This is a genomic window from Lactiplantibacillus nangangensis (assembly GCF_005405065.1).
GTDB lineage: Bacteria > Bacillota > Bacilli > Lactobacillales > Lactobacillaceae > Lactiplantibacillus > Lactiplantibacillus nangangensis.
Genome location: NZ_BJDI01000013.1, coordinates 1 through 15,864, shown reverse-complemented (window position 1 = coordinate 15,864; position 15,864 = coordinate 1). Strand labels below are relative to the sequence as shown.

Annotated in this window: 15 protein-coding genes; 5 read left to right on the top strand and 10 right to left on the bottom strand. The window is 43.8% G+C overall.

Going from position 1 to position 15,864, the window contains the following annotated elements; translation table 11 throughout:
- Positions 1–43: 43 nt before the first annotated feature.
- Positions 44–1,039 (bottom strand): cytochrome d ubiquinol oxidase subunit II, encoded by a 996-nt coding sequence (cydB, locus tag FFM70_RS10625; RefSeq protein WP_137616832.1) that lies wholly within the window; start codon positions 1,037–1,039, stop codon positions 44–46.
- A complete protein-coding gene (locus tag FFM70_RS10620; protein ID WP_137616831.1) occupies positions 1,032–2,471 on the bottom strand; it encodes a cytochrome ubiquinol oxidase subunit I in 1,440 nt (479 codons plus the stop codon). The genes cydB and FFM70_RS10620 overlap by 8 nt, the downstream gene beginning before the upstream one ends.
- Before the next feature lie 660 nt (positions 2,472–3,131).
- Between FFM70_RS10620 and FFM70_RS10615 the strand changes: the two genes are divergently transcribed.
- Positions 3,132–3,305 (top strand): hypothetical protein, encoded by a 174-nt coding sequence (locus FFM70_RS10615; protein WP_137616830.1) that lies wholly within the window; start codon positions 3,132–3,134, stop codon positions 3,303–3,305.
- 106 nt (positions 3,306–3,411) lie between these two features.
- Here the strand turns inward: FFM70_RS10615 and FFM70_RS10610 are convergent, their stop codons facing one another.
- The 4 genes from FFM70_RS10610 to FFM70_RS10595 form a co-directional block, all read right to left on the bottom strand.
- Positions 3,412–4,002: an ECF transporter S component gene (locus tag FFM70_RS10610; RefSeq protein ID WP_137616829.1), complete on the bottom strand. Its 591-nt coding sequence runs from the start codon at positions 4,000–4,002 to the stop codon at positions 3,412–3,414.
- A gap of 103 nt (positions 4,003–4,105) precedes the next feature.
- Positions 4,106–5,530 (bottom strand): amino acid permease, encoded by a 1,425-nt coding sequence (locus tag FFM70_RS10605; protein WP_137616828.1) that lies wholly within the window; start codon positions 5,528–5,530, stop codon positions 4,106–4,108.
- A gap of 238 nt (positions 5,531–5,768) precedes the next feature.
- Positions 5,769–6,740 carry an AEC family transporter gene (locus tag FFM70_RS10600; protein ID WP_137616827.1) on the bottom strand — a complete coding sequence of 324 codons (972 nt, stop codon included), beginning with the start codon at positions 6,738–6,740 and terminating at the stop codon, positions 5,769–5,771.
- Between the two features lie 65 nt (positions 6,741–6,805).
- The gene (locus FFM70_RS10595; protein ID WP_137616826.1) at positions 6,806–8,437 is read right to left on the bottom strand and encodes a malolactic enzyme; all 1,632 of its coding nucleotides are present in this window, start codon (positions 8,435–8,437) and stop codon (positions 6,806–6,808) included.
- A gap of 219 nt (positions 8,438–8,656) precedes the next feature.
- Here FFM70_RS10595 and FFM70_RS10590 point away from each other — a divergent pair, with 219 nt between their 5' ends.
- The 3 genes from FFM70_RS10590 to FFM70_RS10580 all read left to right on the top strand — a co-directional run bounded on the left by FFM70_RS10590 (position 8,657) and on the right by FFM70_RS10580 (position 10,962).
- On the top strand, positions 8,657–9,544 hold the full coding sequence (locus FFM70_RS10590) for a LysR substrate-binding domain-containing protein (protein WP_137616825.1): 888 nt from the start codon (positions 8,657–8,659) through the stop codon (positions 9,542–9,544).
- 472 nt (positions 9,545–10,016) lie between these two features.
- Positions 10,017–10,331 carry a hypothetical protein gene (locus FFM70_RS10585; protein WP_137616824.1) on the top strand — a complete coding sequence of 105 codons (315 nt, stop codon included), beginning with the start codon at positions 10,017–10,019 and terminating at the stop codon, positions 10,329–10,331.
- A gap of 184 nt (positions 10,332–10,515) precedes the next feature.
- A complete protein-coding gene (locus FFM70_RS10580; protein ID WP_137616823.1) occupies positions 10,516–10,962 on the top strand; it encodes a hypothetical protein in 447 nt (148 codons plus the stop codon).
- Positions 10,963–11,072: 110 nt separating this feature from the next.
- Here FFM70_RS10580 and FFM70_RS10575 read toward each other — a convergent pair whose 3' ends face one another.
- The 3 genes from FFM70_RS10575 to FFM70_RS10565 are packed head-to-tail and all read right to left on the bottom strand — an operon-like array spanning position 11,073 to position 13,614.
- A complete protein-coding gene (locus tag FFM70_RS10575; protein ID WP_137616822.1) occupies positions 11,073–12,017 on the bottom strand; it encodes a metal ABC transporter solute-binding protein, Zn/Mn family in 945 nt (314 codons plus the stop codon).
- Entirely contained in the window at positions 12,014–12,874 is an 861-nt protein-coding gene (locus FFM70_RS10570; RefSeq protein ID WP_137616821.1) for a metal ABC transporter permease, read from the bottom strand. The genes FFM70_RS10575 and FFM70_RS10570 overlap by 4 nt, the downstream gene beginning before the upstream one ends.
- Complete coding sequence (locus FFM70_RS10565; protein ID WP_137616820.1) at positions 12,871–13,614, bottom strand: metal ABC transporter ATP-binding protein; 744 nt, start codon at positions 13,612–13,614, stop codon at positions 12,871–12,873. The genes FFM70_RS10570 and FFM70_RS10565 overlap by 4 nt, the downstream gene beginning before the upstream one ends.
- 277 nt (positions 13,615–13,891) lie before the next feature.
- Here FFM70_RS10565 and FFM70_RS10560 point away from each other — a divergent pair, with 277 nt between their 5' ends.
- Positions 13,892–14,308: a hypothetical protein gene (locus tag FFM70_RS10560; RefSeq protein WP_137616819.1), complete on the top strand. Its 417-nt coding sequence runs from the start codon at positions 13,892–13,894 to the stop codon at positions 14,306–14,308.
- Positions 14,309–14,394: 86 nt separating this feature from the next.
- Here FFM70_RS10560 and FFM70_RS13875 read toward each other — a convergent pair.
- Positions 14,395–15,864: MSCRAMM family protein (locus FFM70_RS13875; protein WP_171002358.1), on the bottom strand; the 1,470-nt coding region annotated here is incomplete at its 5' end.

The window sequence follows — 15,864 nt, the reverse complement described above, 5'->3', positions numbered from 1 at the left end:
TTAATTGTACCACCGCTTTAACTATTTGGTGGTTAAAACTCGTTTAGGACGCCAAGCGCTTGTAAAAGACCCAGTAACTCCAAATGAAGTAAACCAGCATAATTGGCAAGACGCTTAAAGCAATCACCGTCATCAAATGCAACGTATAAGGCGAATTTGAAGCATCCTTAATGAGGATACTATTAACCGCATTATTCGCGACCATGACCCGTGGGAACAGCCCATTAAATAAGAGGACGACCACGTCGATCAAGGACAAACCACTGCTAATAAATGATAGCCATTCATGATTACCATAGACACCCCAAGTTGCTAAACAAGTTAAGACAACTAGAGCGACCACCAAAATCAATGTTGAGATTGGTTTCTTGGCAAAGAAGTCAGTGTTGAAGTACAAGAGAATGGCAAAGACCACTTCACCCGCAAAGAGCACCCAGTATAGCGGTTTTGCCCATTGTAAGGCACGCGTCCGTAGTGTTCCAGTCGTCTTGAGCCGAATAAAGTTCAAGCCGTGTAAGTAGCAGAGTAAGGTGACTGCGACCCCACCAACAATTGAGAACAAGTTAACGTAGTCAGTGAAGTGGGCAGTCATATCGCCATGCGCATTGATTGGCATCCCTTTGACCATCGCTGTAAACATCATCCCAAATAGGAAGGCCGCAAAGAAACTACCCAGTGCGGCTGCCCATTCCCAGAAATTCCGACCAGCATCACTTTCCATGCGGCTTCGGAATTCAAACGAAACCCCACGCATGATCAACGCCACCAGAATCAACAACAGAATCAGATAAAAGCCTGAGAATAAGGTTGCGTACCACATTGGGAATGAGGCAAACATTGCCCCACCAGCAGTGATCAACCAAACTTCATTGGCATCCCAGTGAGGACCGATCGTGTGAATGACCACATCGCGTTCCGCTCGGGTTTGTGCCAAGCTCTTAATCGTCATTCCGACCCCGAAGTCAAACCCTTCAAGGAAGAAGAACCCACTAAATAAGACGCCAACTAAAATGAACCATAATAATTGTAAGTTACTCATGACTGAACGCCCCCTTACCGTAAGGATCGTATGGTGCGTCATCAGTTGCCTGTAACAAGTCGTCTGGGCCATGATGCAAAGCACGCCGTGATAAGACAATCATGACGACCCCTAACCCACTGAAGACACAGAAGTAAACAATGTTTGAAATCAACAAGGACGCCACACTGACATTCGGTGAAACCGCATCGGCAATTGTCAAGAGACCATAAACGACCCATGGATAACGACCCAATTCAGTGATCAACCAACCAGCCGTATTGGCAGCAAATGGTAAGAAGGTACAAATCCCTAAGACCCATAAGAACCAGCGTTGGCTAAGGATCAGATTAGTCCCTGCGCGGTTAAAGAAGAGTCCAATAATGGCAATCAAGGCAAACAAGCCACCGGCAATTGTCATGACCCGGAAACTCCAGAACAACGTCTTAGTTGGTACATAGTAATTCATGTTCTTGCCAAACTTCTTATCATACTTAGCATGGAATTCCTTATTCAACGTATTTTGACCCTTAACATTCCCAGACAATTTATGGTAACTCAAGATATCCAGCACGTAAGGAACTTCAATGGACCAATTCGTTTTGTGATTCTTGGTATCCATGCTGGAAACAACGGACCATGCCGCTGGCGAGCCAGAGTCCTTATAAAGCCCTTCAGTCGCCGCAAACTTCATTGGTTGTTCTTTAATGATGTAACGTGTCTGCACATCACCAACTGCGACAACCCCAATCGTGGCAACCAAGCCAACAATCAAACTAACTTTAAGTGATTTCCGGAAGAAGTTAACATTTTTACCTTTGAGTAAGGCAAATGCAGCCATTCCAGCAACCACGAATGACCCGGTCACGAACGCACCAAACAAAACATGAGGCAATTCGTTCCAAAGTTGCGGATTCTTAATCACCGCGCTAAAGCTCGTCATTTGTGCCCGACCAGTCTTAGCGTTGATCATGAAACCAACTGGATTTTGCATGAAACTGTTTGCCGCTAAAATCCACATCGCCGAGATCATCGTCCCAATCGACGTCAACCAGATGAACGCACAGTGCAATTTAGCATTAAACCGATCCCAACCAAACATCCAAAGCCCAATAAACGTGGATTCCATAAAGAACGCCACTAACGCTTCAATTGCAAGTGGCGCCCCAAAAATGTCACCCATAAAACGTGAATAATCAGACCAGTTCATCCCAAATTGAAATTCTTGAATAATCCCTGTCACAACCCCAACGGCGAAGCTAAGTAAGAAGATCCGTCCCCAAAATTGTGCCATATGCTTATAAAGCACGTCTTTCTTGACAACATAGACGGTTTCCATAATCGCAACAACCAGTGCTAACCCAATTGATAATGGCACAAAGAAGAAATGAAACACCGTTGTCATTGCGAATTGAAAACGCGCCAAGGATAAAATGCTTAATCCGAGATTCATAAAGGTCCCCCCTTTTATTAAACGATTTGGTTCACCTAAGTAAGCGGAACCAATCAATTCACCCTAATCATATCAACTGATAAGTGAAAATTCAATCAATCTCAACTTTTATTCTAAAAATAGTCAAACTCACTAATTATTAAACCCACGTTAGGCCAAAAATCGGTTTGTTAGTTGACATACTCACCATGTACTCGAGTTTAATGGCGACACTGACTACAGCATGTCTAACATCGCACAAAACGATTACAAGTCTTTTGTCCACATCCATTGATCTATCCGCCAGCTAATAACTATTCTATTTACTGAGTCTTTACTCATTCCAGTCGTCGAAAACCAGTGATTTAGTGACTCTTCCTCTAAATAATAGTCGTCATATCGAGTCATCTCAGAAAATAAATCAATTTATTCTAAAGCGTTTCAACACCACACATTTTAAATGTGTTTAATCCAGGTAATTACTGGGATGGTGTTAAACTCATCCCTGTTGACATTTAACACACCCATCACTAACGCTTAAAAGAGTTGCATATAGCACGCAACCTGCCGTAAAACGACCTAGTTGTAGGTGGGCCTCTTCATGGGGCTACGCCGACATTAGTTGACATTCTGTTAATCCGTGCTATATTTAACTGAATTAACTAGAGAAGAGGCTAACGCATGGAAATCGGCACTAAAGTGACATTTACACTTGAAGGACAGTCCTTCACTGGCGAAATTGCAAAAGCCTACACAAATTCTTATCTGATCACCTTTGAAAGTACTGATCCAGAAATTGTGGATAAGTATCATGACAGAGTTGTCATCAGTCAAAAACAAGTCCAACCGGTTTAATGTCTCAACGTTTGCAATCACCTGAATTTAATCAAAAGGTCGGTCATTACTTTATAATCACAAGTAATGACCGACCTTTTTAGTGTCTCATTATTTTTCTGAAAAATTACCCTTTGCGCTGTCGATAACGTAATAATGGTACCCCAATCAATGGAACGACAATTCCAGCCAAGATTGCTTCTGGAATCCCATTTGTCCCCACCACTGTCAGTAAGTATGGCATTAATTTGCTCAAATCAACTTGGTAAAAGCCAGCCGCCGCATGGCGATATAGCGTGCCAATCAGCCCGAGTACCAGAACCGTATTTGTCAGTGACCCGGCAACACCAGCGAGAGTCAACCCCACAGCTGGTTTAGCGCGTTGCTTCAATGCAATAAAAAGCCAGCCGGCGACCACGCCAATCAAGATTCGCGGTAACACTGAGACTAAGGGATTCGTGAAGACTAGTGGCGCTAAGGCACTTGTCGGCGCGATAAACGCCCGCGCCCAGTCAATTAGCCCCCAAGCACCGCCGACGATGGCCCCATCTTTGGGTCCGAGGACAACCGCAGCAATGATCACCGTCACATGAATCGTGGTTAAACTCAGTCCAAGAATTGGAATATATCCGAAAAATGGCACCACATTTTGACTGATCACAATCGCAATCAATACCGCTAAAATACTAATATGATAAGCCTTTGACCGTCGTTGCATCCGCACACCTCCATGGATTCGCCGTTAAGAATAGAACTCATTATAGCATGTCGAGAAAGTTGAAACACCAAAAAACGAGCCCCGCAAGACTCGTTTCAGTACGCTATTTAACTTCTTCATCACGTAAGCGTGCGCGAATCCGTGAATGACGATAACTATAAACAAAATAAATGATAATTCCAATCGTGATCCAGATGCCAAACATCTTCCAAGTAAAGATCTGCAAGTTTAACATCAAGTAAATACATGCCAAGAATGACACGATTGGTAGCACTGGATAAAATGGCACTTTGAACGAGCTGTTGATCTGCTGGAGCGTTTCATGCTTACGCAAAAAAACAACCCCAATTGAAACCATCGCAAATGCAAATAACGTCCCAATATTGACCAGTTCGGCAATTTTATCCAACGGAATAACCGCCGCAAAGACGCTGGCAATGATCCCAAAGATCCAAGTACTTTTGACTGGAACTTTAGTGCGTGGGCTCAAACTACGAAAGGCCTTTGGTAATAGCCCATCACGACTAATCGCAAAGAGTAACCGCGTCCCACCATATAACATCACGATGAGCACGGTAGTCATCCCAACGACCGCCCCTAATGAGACGATTCCAGCTGCCCAATTTTGGTGAATCACAGCCAAAGCATAGGCGACTGGATCGCCAACGTTTAATTTCGTGTAATGAACCACCCCAACCAAAACTGCTGCCATGGCGACGTACAGAATCGAAGCAACAATCAACGACCCAATGATCCCAATCGGCATATCCCGTTTAGGATTCTTAACTTCTTCTGAAGCCGTTGAGACCGCGTCAAAACCAATATAAGCGTAAAACGCTAATGACGCCCCTTTAACTAGTCCATGAAAGCCATGTGGCATAAATGGGTGGAAATTAGCTGGTTTAACGAAGAAGATGGCAACACCAATAAATAGCACAATCACCATGATCTTGACCACGACCATAATCGAGTTAACTCTCGTCGACTCCTGAACCCCACCGACTAATAATAATGAAATGGCTAAAACAACGACAAAGGCAATTAAATTAAAACCGGCATGCAGTACACCGGCAGTTCCAGCAGCTGCCGATAAAAATTCCGGCAACTTAATACCAAAGCCACTCAGTAAATTTTGAAAATATGAGGACCAACTGACTGCCACCGAAGAAACGGCAAACAAATATTCCGAGATCAACGACCAGCCTAAGATCCAAGCCAAAAATTCGCCGAAAACCGTATAAACATAAGTATAGGCACTCCCCGCTAACGGAATCGTGGACGCAAATTCCGCATAGCATAAAGCCGCCAACGAACAAACGACGGCCGCAATCACGAATGACAGCATCGCCGCGGGCCCAGCGTACTTGGCCGCAATAATCCCAGGAGTGATAAAGATCCCAGAACCAACAATCGCGCCCACGCCCATCATGGTCAAGCTGAAGGCATCTAGAGACTTTGCCAAACCGCCTTTATTAAAGTTTGCTGGGTCAACTGGTTTCTTAACCAGTAACCGCTGTGATGCTTTCATCAAATGAGGGCCTCCTAATTGAATTCTTATTAATGCAACGTTGTTAATTTTATTGATTTTCAGCCCATTAGTCAAGCAAATCCAACGATTATTTCAAAATAGTGCGGTTGTAAGCGGGTTCTTATGCGATTCAACGATCATTAGTTATTTTGAACAAAAATTCTTAACTAATAATCCAATTGGAAACAAAAAAGGACTCACCACTCAACGGCAAGCCCTTTTTCATAATTTTTTAATTTTAGATAAATTGAATTAATGACATCAAGATTGGTACAACGATGATGAATAACACGGTACTCGTTGTCACAACGTTTGTCGCGTATTCAACATCTCCATGCGCTTCGTTCGCCAAAATCGGCAAGACAGCCAACATTGGCGTTGCGGATTGCACGATCAACGTTTGTGAAGCCATGGTTGGGAAGCTAGCCCCAACGTTGCCAGCGACCATGATCACGGCGATCATGACGATTGGTGACAGGATGAAACGGCCAATCAATGCAACGACTGTATCACGATCAAACTTGATACTGCCTAACCCGGCATCCGCTAACACGATCCCAATATAGATCAATGAGAGTGGTGTGACCAAGTTACCCACGTAGGTTAACGTTGAGTTAATGAACGAAATCTTCAAGATTGGAATGTTCAACAATAAGAAGACTAAGGCAACTAAGAACCCAACTAATGGCATTGGGATAACTTTCTTCCAGTCGATCTTATTGTGCGTTTTACCCTTTGGCTTCGTTGGATCATCGTTAGAAATCAAGAAGACCCCAAATGCCCAAGTCGAAACGGTATTCACAATATAATAAACTAAGAAGTAAGTCATACTCTTTTCGCCGAATAATGCGATGTTCAAAGGTAACCCGATGAAAATCGTGTTGGCGTTGACGACCGCGTTGATAAAGATCCCTTTACGGCCGGGACGAATCTTCATAATCTTAACTAAAGCAAAGGCAATCAAGTAACCGATAATGACGGCGATGAAAGCATAGGCTAAGTAGCCTGAAAATGATCCTAATTGTCCCCGTGTGAGACGACTTAATACTGACACAAAGATTGACGCTGGCAAAGCAATATTCTTAATAAATTTTGAAATATTTCCCGCAAAACTATCTGCGAACCAGCCAGTACGACGTAAGATGAATCCAAGCACCATGATCAAAACGACCACAAGTACGCTTTGGATCGAATTCCATAAAACAGCCATGAGTTTTTATTCCCACTTTCAACTTTTTTTAATTAACCAAATCGCTTCTCTCAGGCGACCACTAATTATTTATATTCAGGAACCCACTTCATGTCAGCAACAGCTTGCTTGGCACTCGTGATTGGTTCTTTGTTCAGCTTTTGGTCGAGGACACTTTGTGCGACGACTTCAGCTAATTTTTGTGAAAATTCAGTGATTTTTGAAACTGGTGGTAAGACTGCCGCACCAGGCTTCGATGTATCCACGATGCCACCTAAAGCATGGCAAGCCGCAGATAACGTTTCACTGTTTAAGACTTTAGCGGTTGAGGCAATCAAGCCAAAACCAAGTCCTGGGTACATGAGGGCATTGTTACCTTGCCCGATTTGATAAGTGACGCCATTGTATTCAACGTCGTCAGCAGGGATCCCAGTCGCAACTAAGGCCCGGCCATCAGTCCATTTGATCAAATCTTCCGCTTTAGCTTCTGCTAATTTGGTTGGATTTGATAATGGGAAAATGATTGGACGATCAGTATGGGCAGCCATTTCTTTGATGATGCTTTCTGTAAAGGTCCCTGGTTGAGTTGAGGTCCCAATCATGACAGTTGGATGAACAGCCTTGACAACGGCTTCCAAGTTCGTCAACTCATCCGCATTGCTAAATTCGCTCCGTGAACGCGTGAATTCTTTTTGAGCTGGCGTCAAGTCTTCGGTATCATCGAAAAGCAAGCCTTGCTTGTCAACGGCATAGAAATGTTGTTTGGCTTCAGCTTCGGTCAAACCAGCTTGCATGAGTTCATCCATAATTTGATTGGCGATCCCCATGCCGGCAGTCCCAGCACCGAATGATAAGATTTTTTGGTCCTTGATGCTTTCCTTAGAGATGTTCAAGGCGCCTAAGATTCCGGCCAAAACGACCATCCCAGTCCCTTGGATATCATCATTGAAGGTCGCAATTTTATCTTTATATTTATCTAAAATAACTTGTGCGTTTGAACGACCAAAGTCTTCCCAATGTAAAAGTGATTCTGGGAACAACTTTTGTTCTGCTTCAACAAACTTGTCGATGACATCGTAGTATTGATCACCATAAACCCGTTTGTGACGGTTACCAAGATACATTGGGTCGTCCAATAATTTTTGGTTGTTGGTCCCAGCATCAATGCTAACTGGTAGGACTTGTGAAGGATCAATCCCCGCAGCAGCGGTATAAACCATCAGCTTACCAACGGCGATATCGACCCCGTTAACACCCCAGTCGCCCATACCTAAGATACCTTCAGCATCAGTCACAACGACTAAGCGAATGTCGCGGCCTTCAGCAGCGTTCTTCAAGGTTGCTTCTACGTCTTCAGGCGCATCAACTGAAACAAACGCAGCGTTTTGTGGGTCTAAGAATAATTGATTGTATTGTTCGATTGAATCAGCAACCACTGGATCATAAACGATTGGCATGAATTCAACCACGTGTTGATCCATCAAGTGGTAGAAAAGTGTCCGGTTTTCATTAAACAAGTTCATTAAGAAAATCCGTTTTTCTAACCGAGTCGCCTTGCTTTGGAATTGACCGTAAGCTTGGGTCGTTTGTTCTTCAATCGTTTGTACGGCAGCTGGTAAGGTCCCAGTTAAGCCTAATTGTTGGCGTTCAGCTTTCGTAAACGCCGTCCCTTTATTTAAAAATGGGTTATTTAAAATTGTATCAGCGGTTTGAGTCATATTTATAATTCCTCCATTTTTTGTTTAATAAGTTAAGTGAACGAATTGAATCTCCAACAGGCTATACCCTATCGTATGACTCATCATTCGGTCAAAGCCTTGCGCTTATCAATTGACAAACAACAGTTTAGCGCCGAGCAAATCTTATAGTCAAATCTGTGCTATGATATAAATATTATTTATAAGGTACTAACAAACGTTGGTTTTAAAGGAGTTAAAATGAATACAAAAGACTTAGACTATTTTCATCAATTAATTTTGCAAAAAAGTTTTTCAAAAGTTGCGACTTTTTTTAAAGTCAGTCAGCCGACCATTACCACGGCCGTTAAACGACTAGAAACTGAATTCAATACAAAATTAATTATCCGCGACCGGGTCCATAATGCCCTGACGCCAACTGCCAGCGGCGAACAACTCGCCGAACACGCCGAAATTATCTTGCGGCAACTCAAGATTGCCCATCAAGAAATCACGAATTTAACCCAGCAGCAAATTGTCTTAGGGTTGCCCCCAATTATCGAAAACCACTATTTTCCACAAATTGCGGCCAAATTATCGGCCGCCGACATGTTGGCAACTATTCAGACCATCGAAGGTGGCTCAATCGCCTTACGAGAAGCCGTTCGTAATGGTCGCGTCGATATGGCCTTATTGGGATCCGTTGAACCCCTCTCCTATCAAACGTTGTTGGCTGAAGAATTCGACCGCCAGCCGTTTAGCATTTTCGTGTCACGTGATCATCCGTTGGCCAAACGCAAACGAATCTACTTCAGCGAATTACGTCACGAAGACTTTGTATTCTTTAATAGTAACTTTGTGCATAATACTGCTTTTAATAAACTCACCCGGCGCAATCATTTTCGCCCCAATATCGTCTTTCGTTCTAACGATACCCACGTCTTAATGAAACTGATTGCGGAAAACGTCGGGATTGGCTTTTTAACTACGGTCGTTGATCATTACAACGATAATGTTGTCCGGTTAGAGTTACTCGATGATGAACAACCTGAATTTATTACGAGTATCGTCTATCGGACATCACATATTCTCACGCCGACCCAATTGAAACTATTAGAAATTTTACACAGCGCCTTAGAAACCGATTAACGAGTCCCTACGTTTGGTGCAAGTTGGTTTAAATTACCACTCTGGTTGGGCCAAAATTGGCTGGAACGTGGTGGCCGCGTTTGGAAGCCAAAGAGCGGTCTTCCAAGCCGGGCTTTATCTAAGACGGAAAATCACCGTCTAAGATAAACTTCACCACTGAGCCAATTCTGGCCCGCCCGACGTTAATTAACGGCTATTAAAAAAATTAATGATTGATTATTTTTAGTTCAATTATTTAGCCGAGAGGTTGGTTGCTAAAATGCTCAGCCATGTCGTTGGCCTTAGTGCGAGTGGACTGCTCGGACTTAGGCCAAGGCCAGTTTTGAAGACCGCCTTTTGGCTTCAAAATGGCCCATGGCGTTCCAGCATTTTAGCAGCCAACCGGCAGGCGGCAATTTCAACTAGCACCAAGCACGAGTCCCTGTGTTATAGTAGTTTTAGGCGTTTAGCCGGATTATTAGGAGGAAAAAATTTGGATAACGAGACATTAAAAGCTTACCTTGCTGACAACTCGCAGGTCATCAGTATTTTCATGGACAAATGTACCGATTACTTAAATAAACAAAATATGGACCGTTTACCCGCACGACGATTCAACGAAGCAGAAATCAACCGCCAAGCCGACAAAATGTTGGATGAAGTGATTGAGAACATTCGCGGCAAGATCGTTCCCCACACACGTGAACAAACGCCGAAAGCTTGGGCGGCCTTTCTCAGCGAAAATGATGTTTTGGATGACTTAGAACTGTCAATGACCGAACTCTCCTTCGAACAAGAAGACGACTAATTAACACAACAAACCGCGCCTGGATTGCGTTCCAGACGCGGTTTGTTTTTAAGTACGGTTCTTAAACTGATAGCATTCATATAAAGTTACCCTTTTCAGGTAAAAATTACTTGTGTAAACGACAAACTGCGTCCATAATACTGGTATGCACCAATTTGGAAATCTTTACTCAGGAGAATGAAACATGTCTAACCAACCGGTAGCAGTGGCAACTCTGTACTTTAAGTTGCGAAATGATGACGGTTACTATCAACTTCGGTGTGAAACTGGCCCGCAGCGCTTCATCGTTCATGAAACCCGCTGGCCCAATTTCAAGCATTGGTTTTCAGCCAATTACTGGCATACCCATTTCTCAATCGAGCGTGACACCCTCCCAGCTCTCGTTAAAGAGCTGATGGGCGTGGTACAACCTTGGCCGACTTATAGTGAGCCTTTGGGCCAGTCGACTAAAGCCAAGATTGAATGGGAAATTGGCTTGTCACTTGAAAGCCAGTATCGAAGCAGTCAGCAAGTTTCAAATGGGACCCTGCGGCACGCCACCGACTATGTTCATCGTAGTGGAAAAGGTACCGTACCACCCGAGTTTCAGCAATTATTAGCGCTCATTACCGCCCATCGTTTGGCGCAGTAGGATCGCCAGCTCCTCATCATTTGATGGGGAGCTTTTTGTTGCGCCGAATCACGAACATCAAAACGTGCGACTCAAGGCAGCTCATCTTGTCTTGGATCGCACGTTTAAACTTATGAGGCCGATAGACCTTGATAAATTTGCGTCAGGTTCCAATTCATCATCTGATAATAAGTCGCACCAGTCGAGCCGGCTGCGCCTAGCGAGTCGGTATATAAAGTCGCTTTGATTGGTAACTTAGTTTCCTGAGCGAGCTTTTGCATTGATTTCGGTGAGACTGACGTTTCCACAAATAGATTTTGCACATTCGACTGACGAATCTGCTTAACGACGGCCTGCATTTGTTCTGGTGTCCCTTGAGATTCCGTGTTCACTTCCCAAATGTAGGCCGCCTGAATGCCGTACGCCGCCGCAAAATACTTGAATGCCCCTTCGGAAGTCACCAATAAACGTCGATTAGCCGGTAACGTCGCAAACTTGGCTTGTGACGTCTGATGTAATCGTTGTAATTTGGCTTGATAAGCCGTAGCATTCCGTTCGTAAAACTTAGCGTTTGCGGGATCTTTTTGCTGTAAGATCCGGCTGATCGTTGCGACGTACTGTTGACCATTGGCCAAATCCAACCAAGCGTGGGGATCCGGCTCATGCCGATTGGTCGTTAAATAACGGACCGGCACACCTTGACTGGCCGCAAAGACGTCTTCATTAAAGTTCTTCCTTGACGCTTTGACCAGTTTCTTAAACCAGCCATTCCCGCCCGTTTCCAACTGTAAACCGTTGTAAAATACGACATCAGCATCCGCCGTTGCGGTAATATCCGTTGGTTGTGGGTCATATTCGTGCGGATCAGTTCCCCGCTTTACGATCGAATAAGCATCAACTTTATCCCCACCAACCTGCCGAACCAGATCATCTAAAATCGAATTCGTACTAACAACACGTAATTTGCCAGGACGCCGAGTCGTTTCTGCGTCAACTTGTTGCCGTTGCTGCAGAAACAGCGCTACCCCTGTAATCATGGCAACTACCGCTAAAACGGCAACGAAATTTTTCTTCATGCTGGCACCTGCCTTGGCCGCCGTAAATTGGTGAACAGCGCTTGTTTTGGTGAAATCAAGAATGACACCCCAAAAATAATTGCTGCAATCAACACAATTGCCGGACCCGAAGCCCAATTCAAGCTGTAACTAAAGTATAGGCCGACCACTGATGACACTGCACCAATCGTCGCTGCCAACACTAACATGGTCCCGAGCTTATCTGTCCATAGGAACGCCGTTGCTGCCGGCGTAATCAACATTGCGACGACTAGAATAATACCGACCGTCTGTAAGGCTGAAACCGTGACGAGCGTTAAAACCAGCATTAGGGCATAGTGCAATAATTGGGCTTTTAAGCCATAGGTTCTAGCGAACGTGGCATCAAAGGACGTCACCAATAATTCCTTGTAGAAAAAGACGACGAAGAGAATGACTAGACCGAGCACGACCGCCGTCGTCATGATATCGGTATCGCTGACTGCTAAAATGTTCCCGAATAAAATGTGATGTAAGTTCGTCGCACTTTCCGCCATTGAAATCAGGATGAACCCTAAGGCATAAAATGCGGAGAACACGATGCCAATTGACGTATCTGTTTTTAACTTACTATGACTAGCCACAAACCCAATCAGGCCGGCTGCTAGGAGGCCAAAAACTGAAGCACCAATCAACACATTTATTCCTAACATATAGGCGACGGCCACTCCCGGTAAAACCGCATGGGAGATTGCGTCACCCATCATCGACATGCCGCGTAAAATGATGAAACAGCCAATAATGCCGGACATGACCCCGACCATGATTGCCGTGATCAGCGCGCTTTGTAAAAAATCGTAACGGCCAAGCGCCGTGATAAATGCTGTAATTGAGGTCATAACGCTACCCCCTCCGCACCGCTAAATAAGACATTGGAAAGATCCTGGCTAAACGTTTTCGCAATATTCGCTGGCCGATAAACGTCGGCGACTGTGCCCGCATCCACGATTCCGTGATTGAGAATCACTAAGTCATCGAAATAATGTGACACCTTGTTCAAATCATGGTGGACCACAATGATAGTCTTCCCAGCATCACGCCACTGCTTCAAAATCGTCATAATGGCAGTCTCGCTTTGAAGGTCAATCCCGACAAACGGTTCATCCAAAATAATGATTTCTGCTTGTTGAACGATGGCCCGCGCCACGAAGACTCGCTGCAATTGACCACCGGAAAGCGCGCCAATTTGGCGGTCGGCAAACTTTTCCAGTCCCACTTGTGCTAAGGCGGCTAAACTTGCCTTGCGCTCGGCCTTCCCTGGGCGATGAAACAGCCCCAACTTACCGTATGTGCCAGTCAGAACAACCTCAAAAACGGTGATTGGAAAGGTGAGGTCTAAGTCTTTACGCTGTTCAACGTACGCCAGCTGGCGCTGCAATTGTTTAATCGGACGATCGTTATAAGTCGTTGTACCGGATTGTGATTTGATCAAGCCAAGCATGGCTTTGATCAAGGTTGATTTACCCGCACCGTTGGGTCCAATGATTCCAGTAATCTTGCTGGCGTTAAAGTGAACGGCAACATCAGTTAAAACTGGTGTGTCATCGTAAGCCACGGTCAGGTTCTGAATGTTTAACATTTTTGAGCCCTCCGTTGATTGTCGGTTACTTACCATCTTAACTGCCATTCTAACGGATAATTAACAGTTATGTAAATAATTGTTAGGTAGTGTTGACTTTATTTATAATCGGTAATAATTTTAGCGTGATTATCAACTTATAATCAGCTTTAAGTAAATTAGTTGGCATTACTTTTTGTGGGTAATTGGGCCCCTCAAACTGATTGCATTCGTAAATGTTGGCATTATACGATAATTTCTTGCTAAACTATAGAAAAAATCAATTGGAGGAATCATCATGCCCCTCAACTTTAAACAAGCCTTGACCTCTCAAAATTTCATACAACCGTTCAATCGCTGGTTCTTCGGTGCGACTAGCCTGCTCTACTTGGGACTAGCTTTCAGTGTCACTTGGACCAGAACGATGCGTTTAATCGTCCTCGCTTCATACGCACAATGGGGTTTAGTACATTTAATTAAATGTAAGCGTAAACATTCACTTAAGACTAAATTGCCGATCACATTAGACTCGACCTTGGCTAACTTAGCAATTCTTTTGGCGCTACTACTGACATTTGGTTATGCTACCCTGCTATTATTCGCTGGCGGTCCAAATTGGCGGCTCTTACAACAACTAATCGTGGCCTTGATGATCTGTGCCTGTTTATTTGGCGCGAATTTGATTGTTTTGAAACGGCTGATTACGCTAGGCTAAATAATTGTCCATCTTTCACTAGACACACAAAAACGCGCTCGCCAAACTAGACGAGTGCGTTTTCTTGATTCAGAAGCATGACTAACTTAATGTTTTGAAACTTTTGCCTTTTTCCAAGCGTAAGCTAAAACCAACACTAACAACAAAACACCTAAAGTTATTAAGCCAATCGATAATTGTTCATTTGATTGTGGTAAATTTTTGGTCTTCGATTTACTTGTAGCTGCTGCTGATTTAGCTTTCGAACTAGCTATTCCTTTCGACTTCGAACTAGCCGTTGGTTTCGTCGACTGAATGGCATCCGCCGCCGATGACGACTCAGTATTTGGCTTGGTAGTTGGCTGCTGTGGTTTCGCAACATCCGGTTTGGAAACAGTTGGTTTAACGTCATTGACAAATTTGATGTTCACCGTTGGCGTCGCTTCAGAGACTTTAATAAATTGTGTCTCAGAATTCAGTAAATAACCTGATGATACCGAAACTTGTTTAATTCGATAGGCACCCACTGGCAAGGCTTTTTGCACGATTTGACCATTTTTATCGGTAGTTAACTTGCCGAAAATCTGTTTACCAGTACTTTGATCAATCAATACAAACTCACTACCACTAATCAACTTGGTTGGCTGATTCTTCACATGATTGATGATTGTCAATTGACCTTTGATTGGTACTGGTGTCACTGACTTAGCCTCATTTTCAAACTCGGCTGTGGTTGGGCTATCCTTAGAAATCTGAACTATTTGCGTCTCAGTATTCAACACATAGCCAGCTGGTACGGAAACTTGCTTCAACTGATAGGCACCGGCTGCCAAATCTTTTTGAACAATCCGTCCGTCCTTGTCGGTGACTAACTTGCCAGCAACTTGTTTACCAGTTTCGGAATTAATCAATTTGAATTCACTACCAGCAATCAACTTGTTTGAGTGATTCTTTTCATGATTGATGATTGTCAATTGACCTTTGATTGGTACTGGTGTCACTGACTTAGCCTCATTTTCAAACTTAGCCGTAACTTGGGGATTGTCTTTGGAAATCGTCACCGTCTGTGTCTTAGTATTCAACACATATCCGGTTGGCACAGCAACTTGTTTCAACTGATAGTCGCCCGCTGGCAAATTACTTTGCACAATTTGACCATTCTTATCAGTGACTAACTTGCTGCCAACTTGTTTACCAGTTTTCTGATCAAACAAATTGAATTCACTGCCAGCAATCAACTTGGATGGTTGACCTTTCTCGTGATTAACAATCGTCAATTGACCTTTAACTGGCACAGGCGTTACCGGTTTAGCTTCATTTTCAAACTTAGCCGTAACCTTAGGCGTATTCTTTGAAATCGTAATTGTTTGCGTCTCAGTATTCAACACATATCCAGTTGGAACCGCAACTTGTTTCAGTTGATAGTCGCCCGCTGGCAAATTGCTTTGAACAATTTGTCCGTCCTTATCGGTGACTAATTTGTCACCAACTTGTTTACCAGTACTTTGATCAAGCAAGCTGAATTCACTACCCGCAATCAACTTGCTTGAGTGATTTTTCTCGTGATTGATAATGGT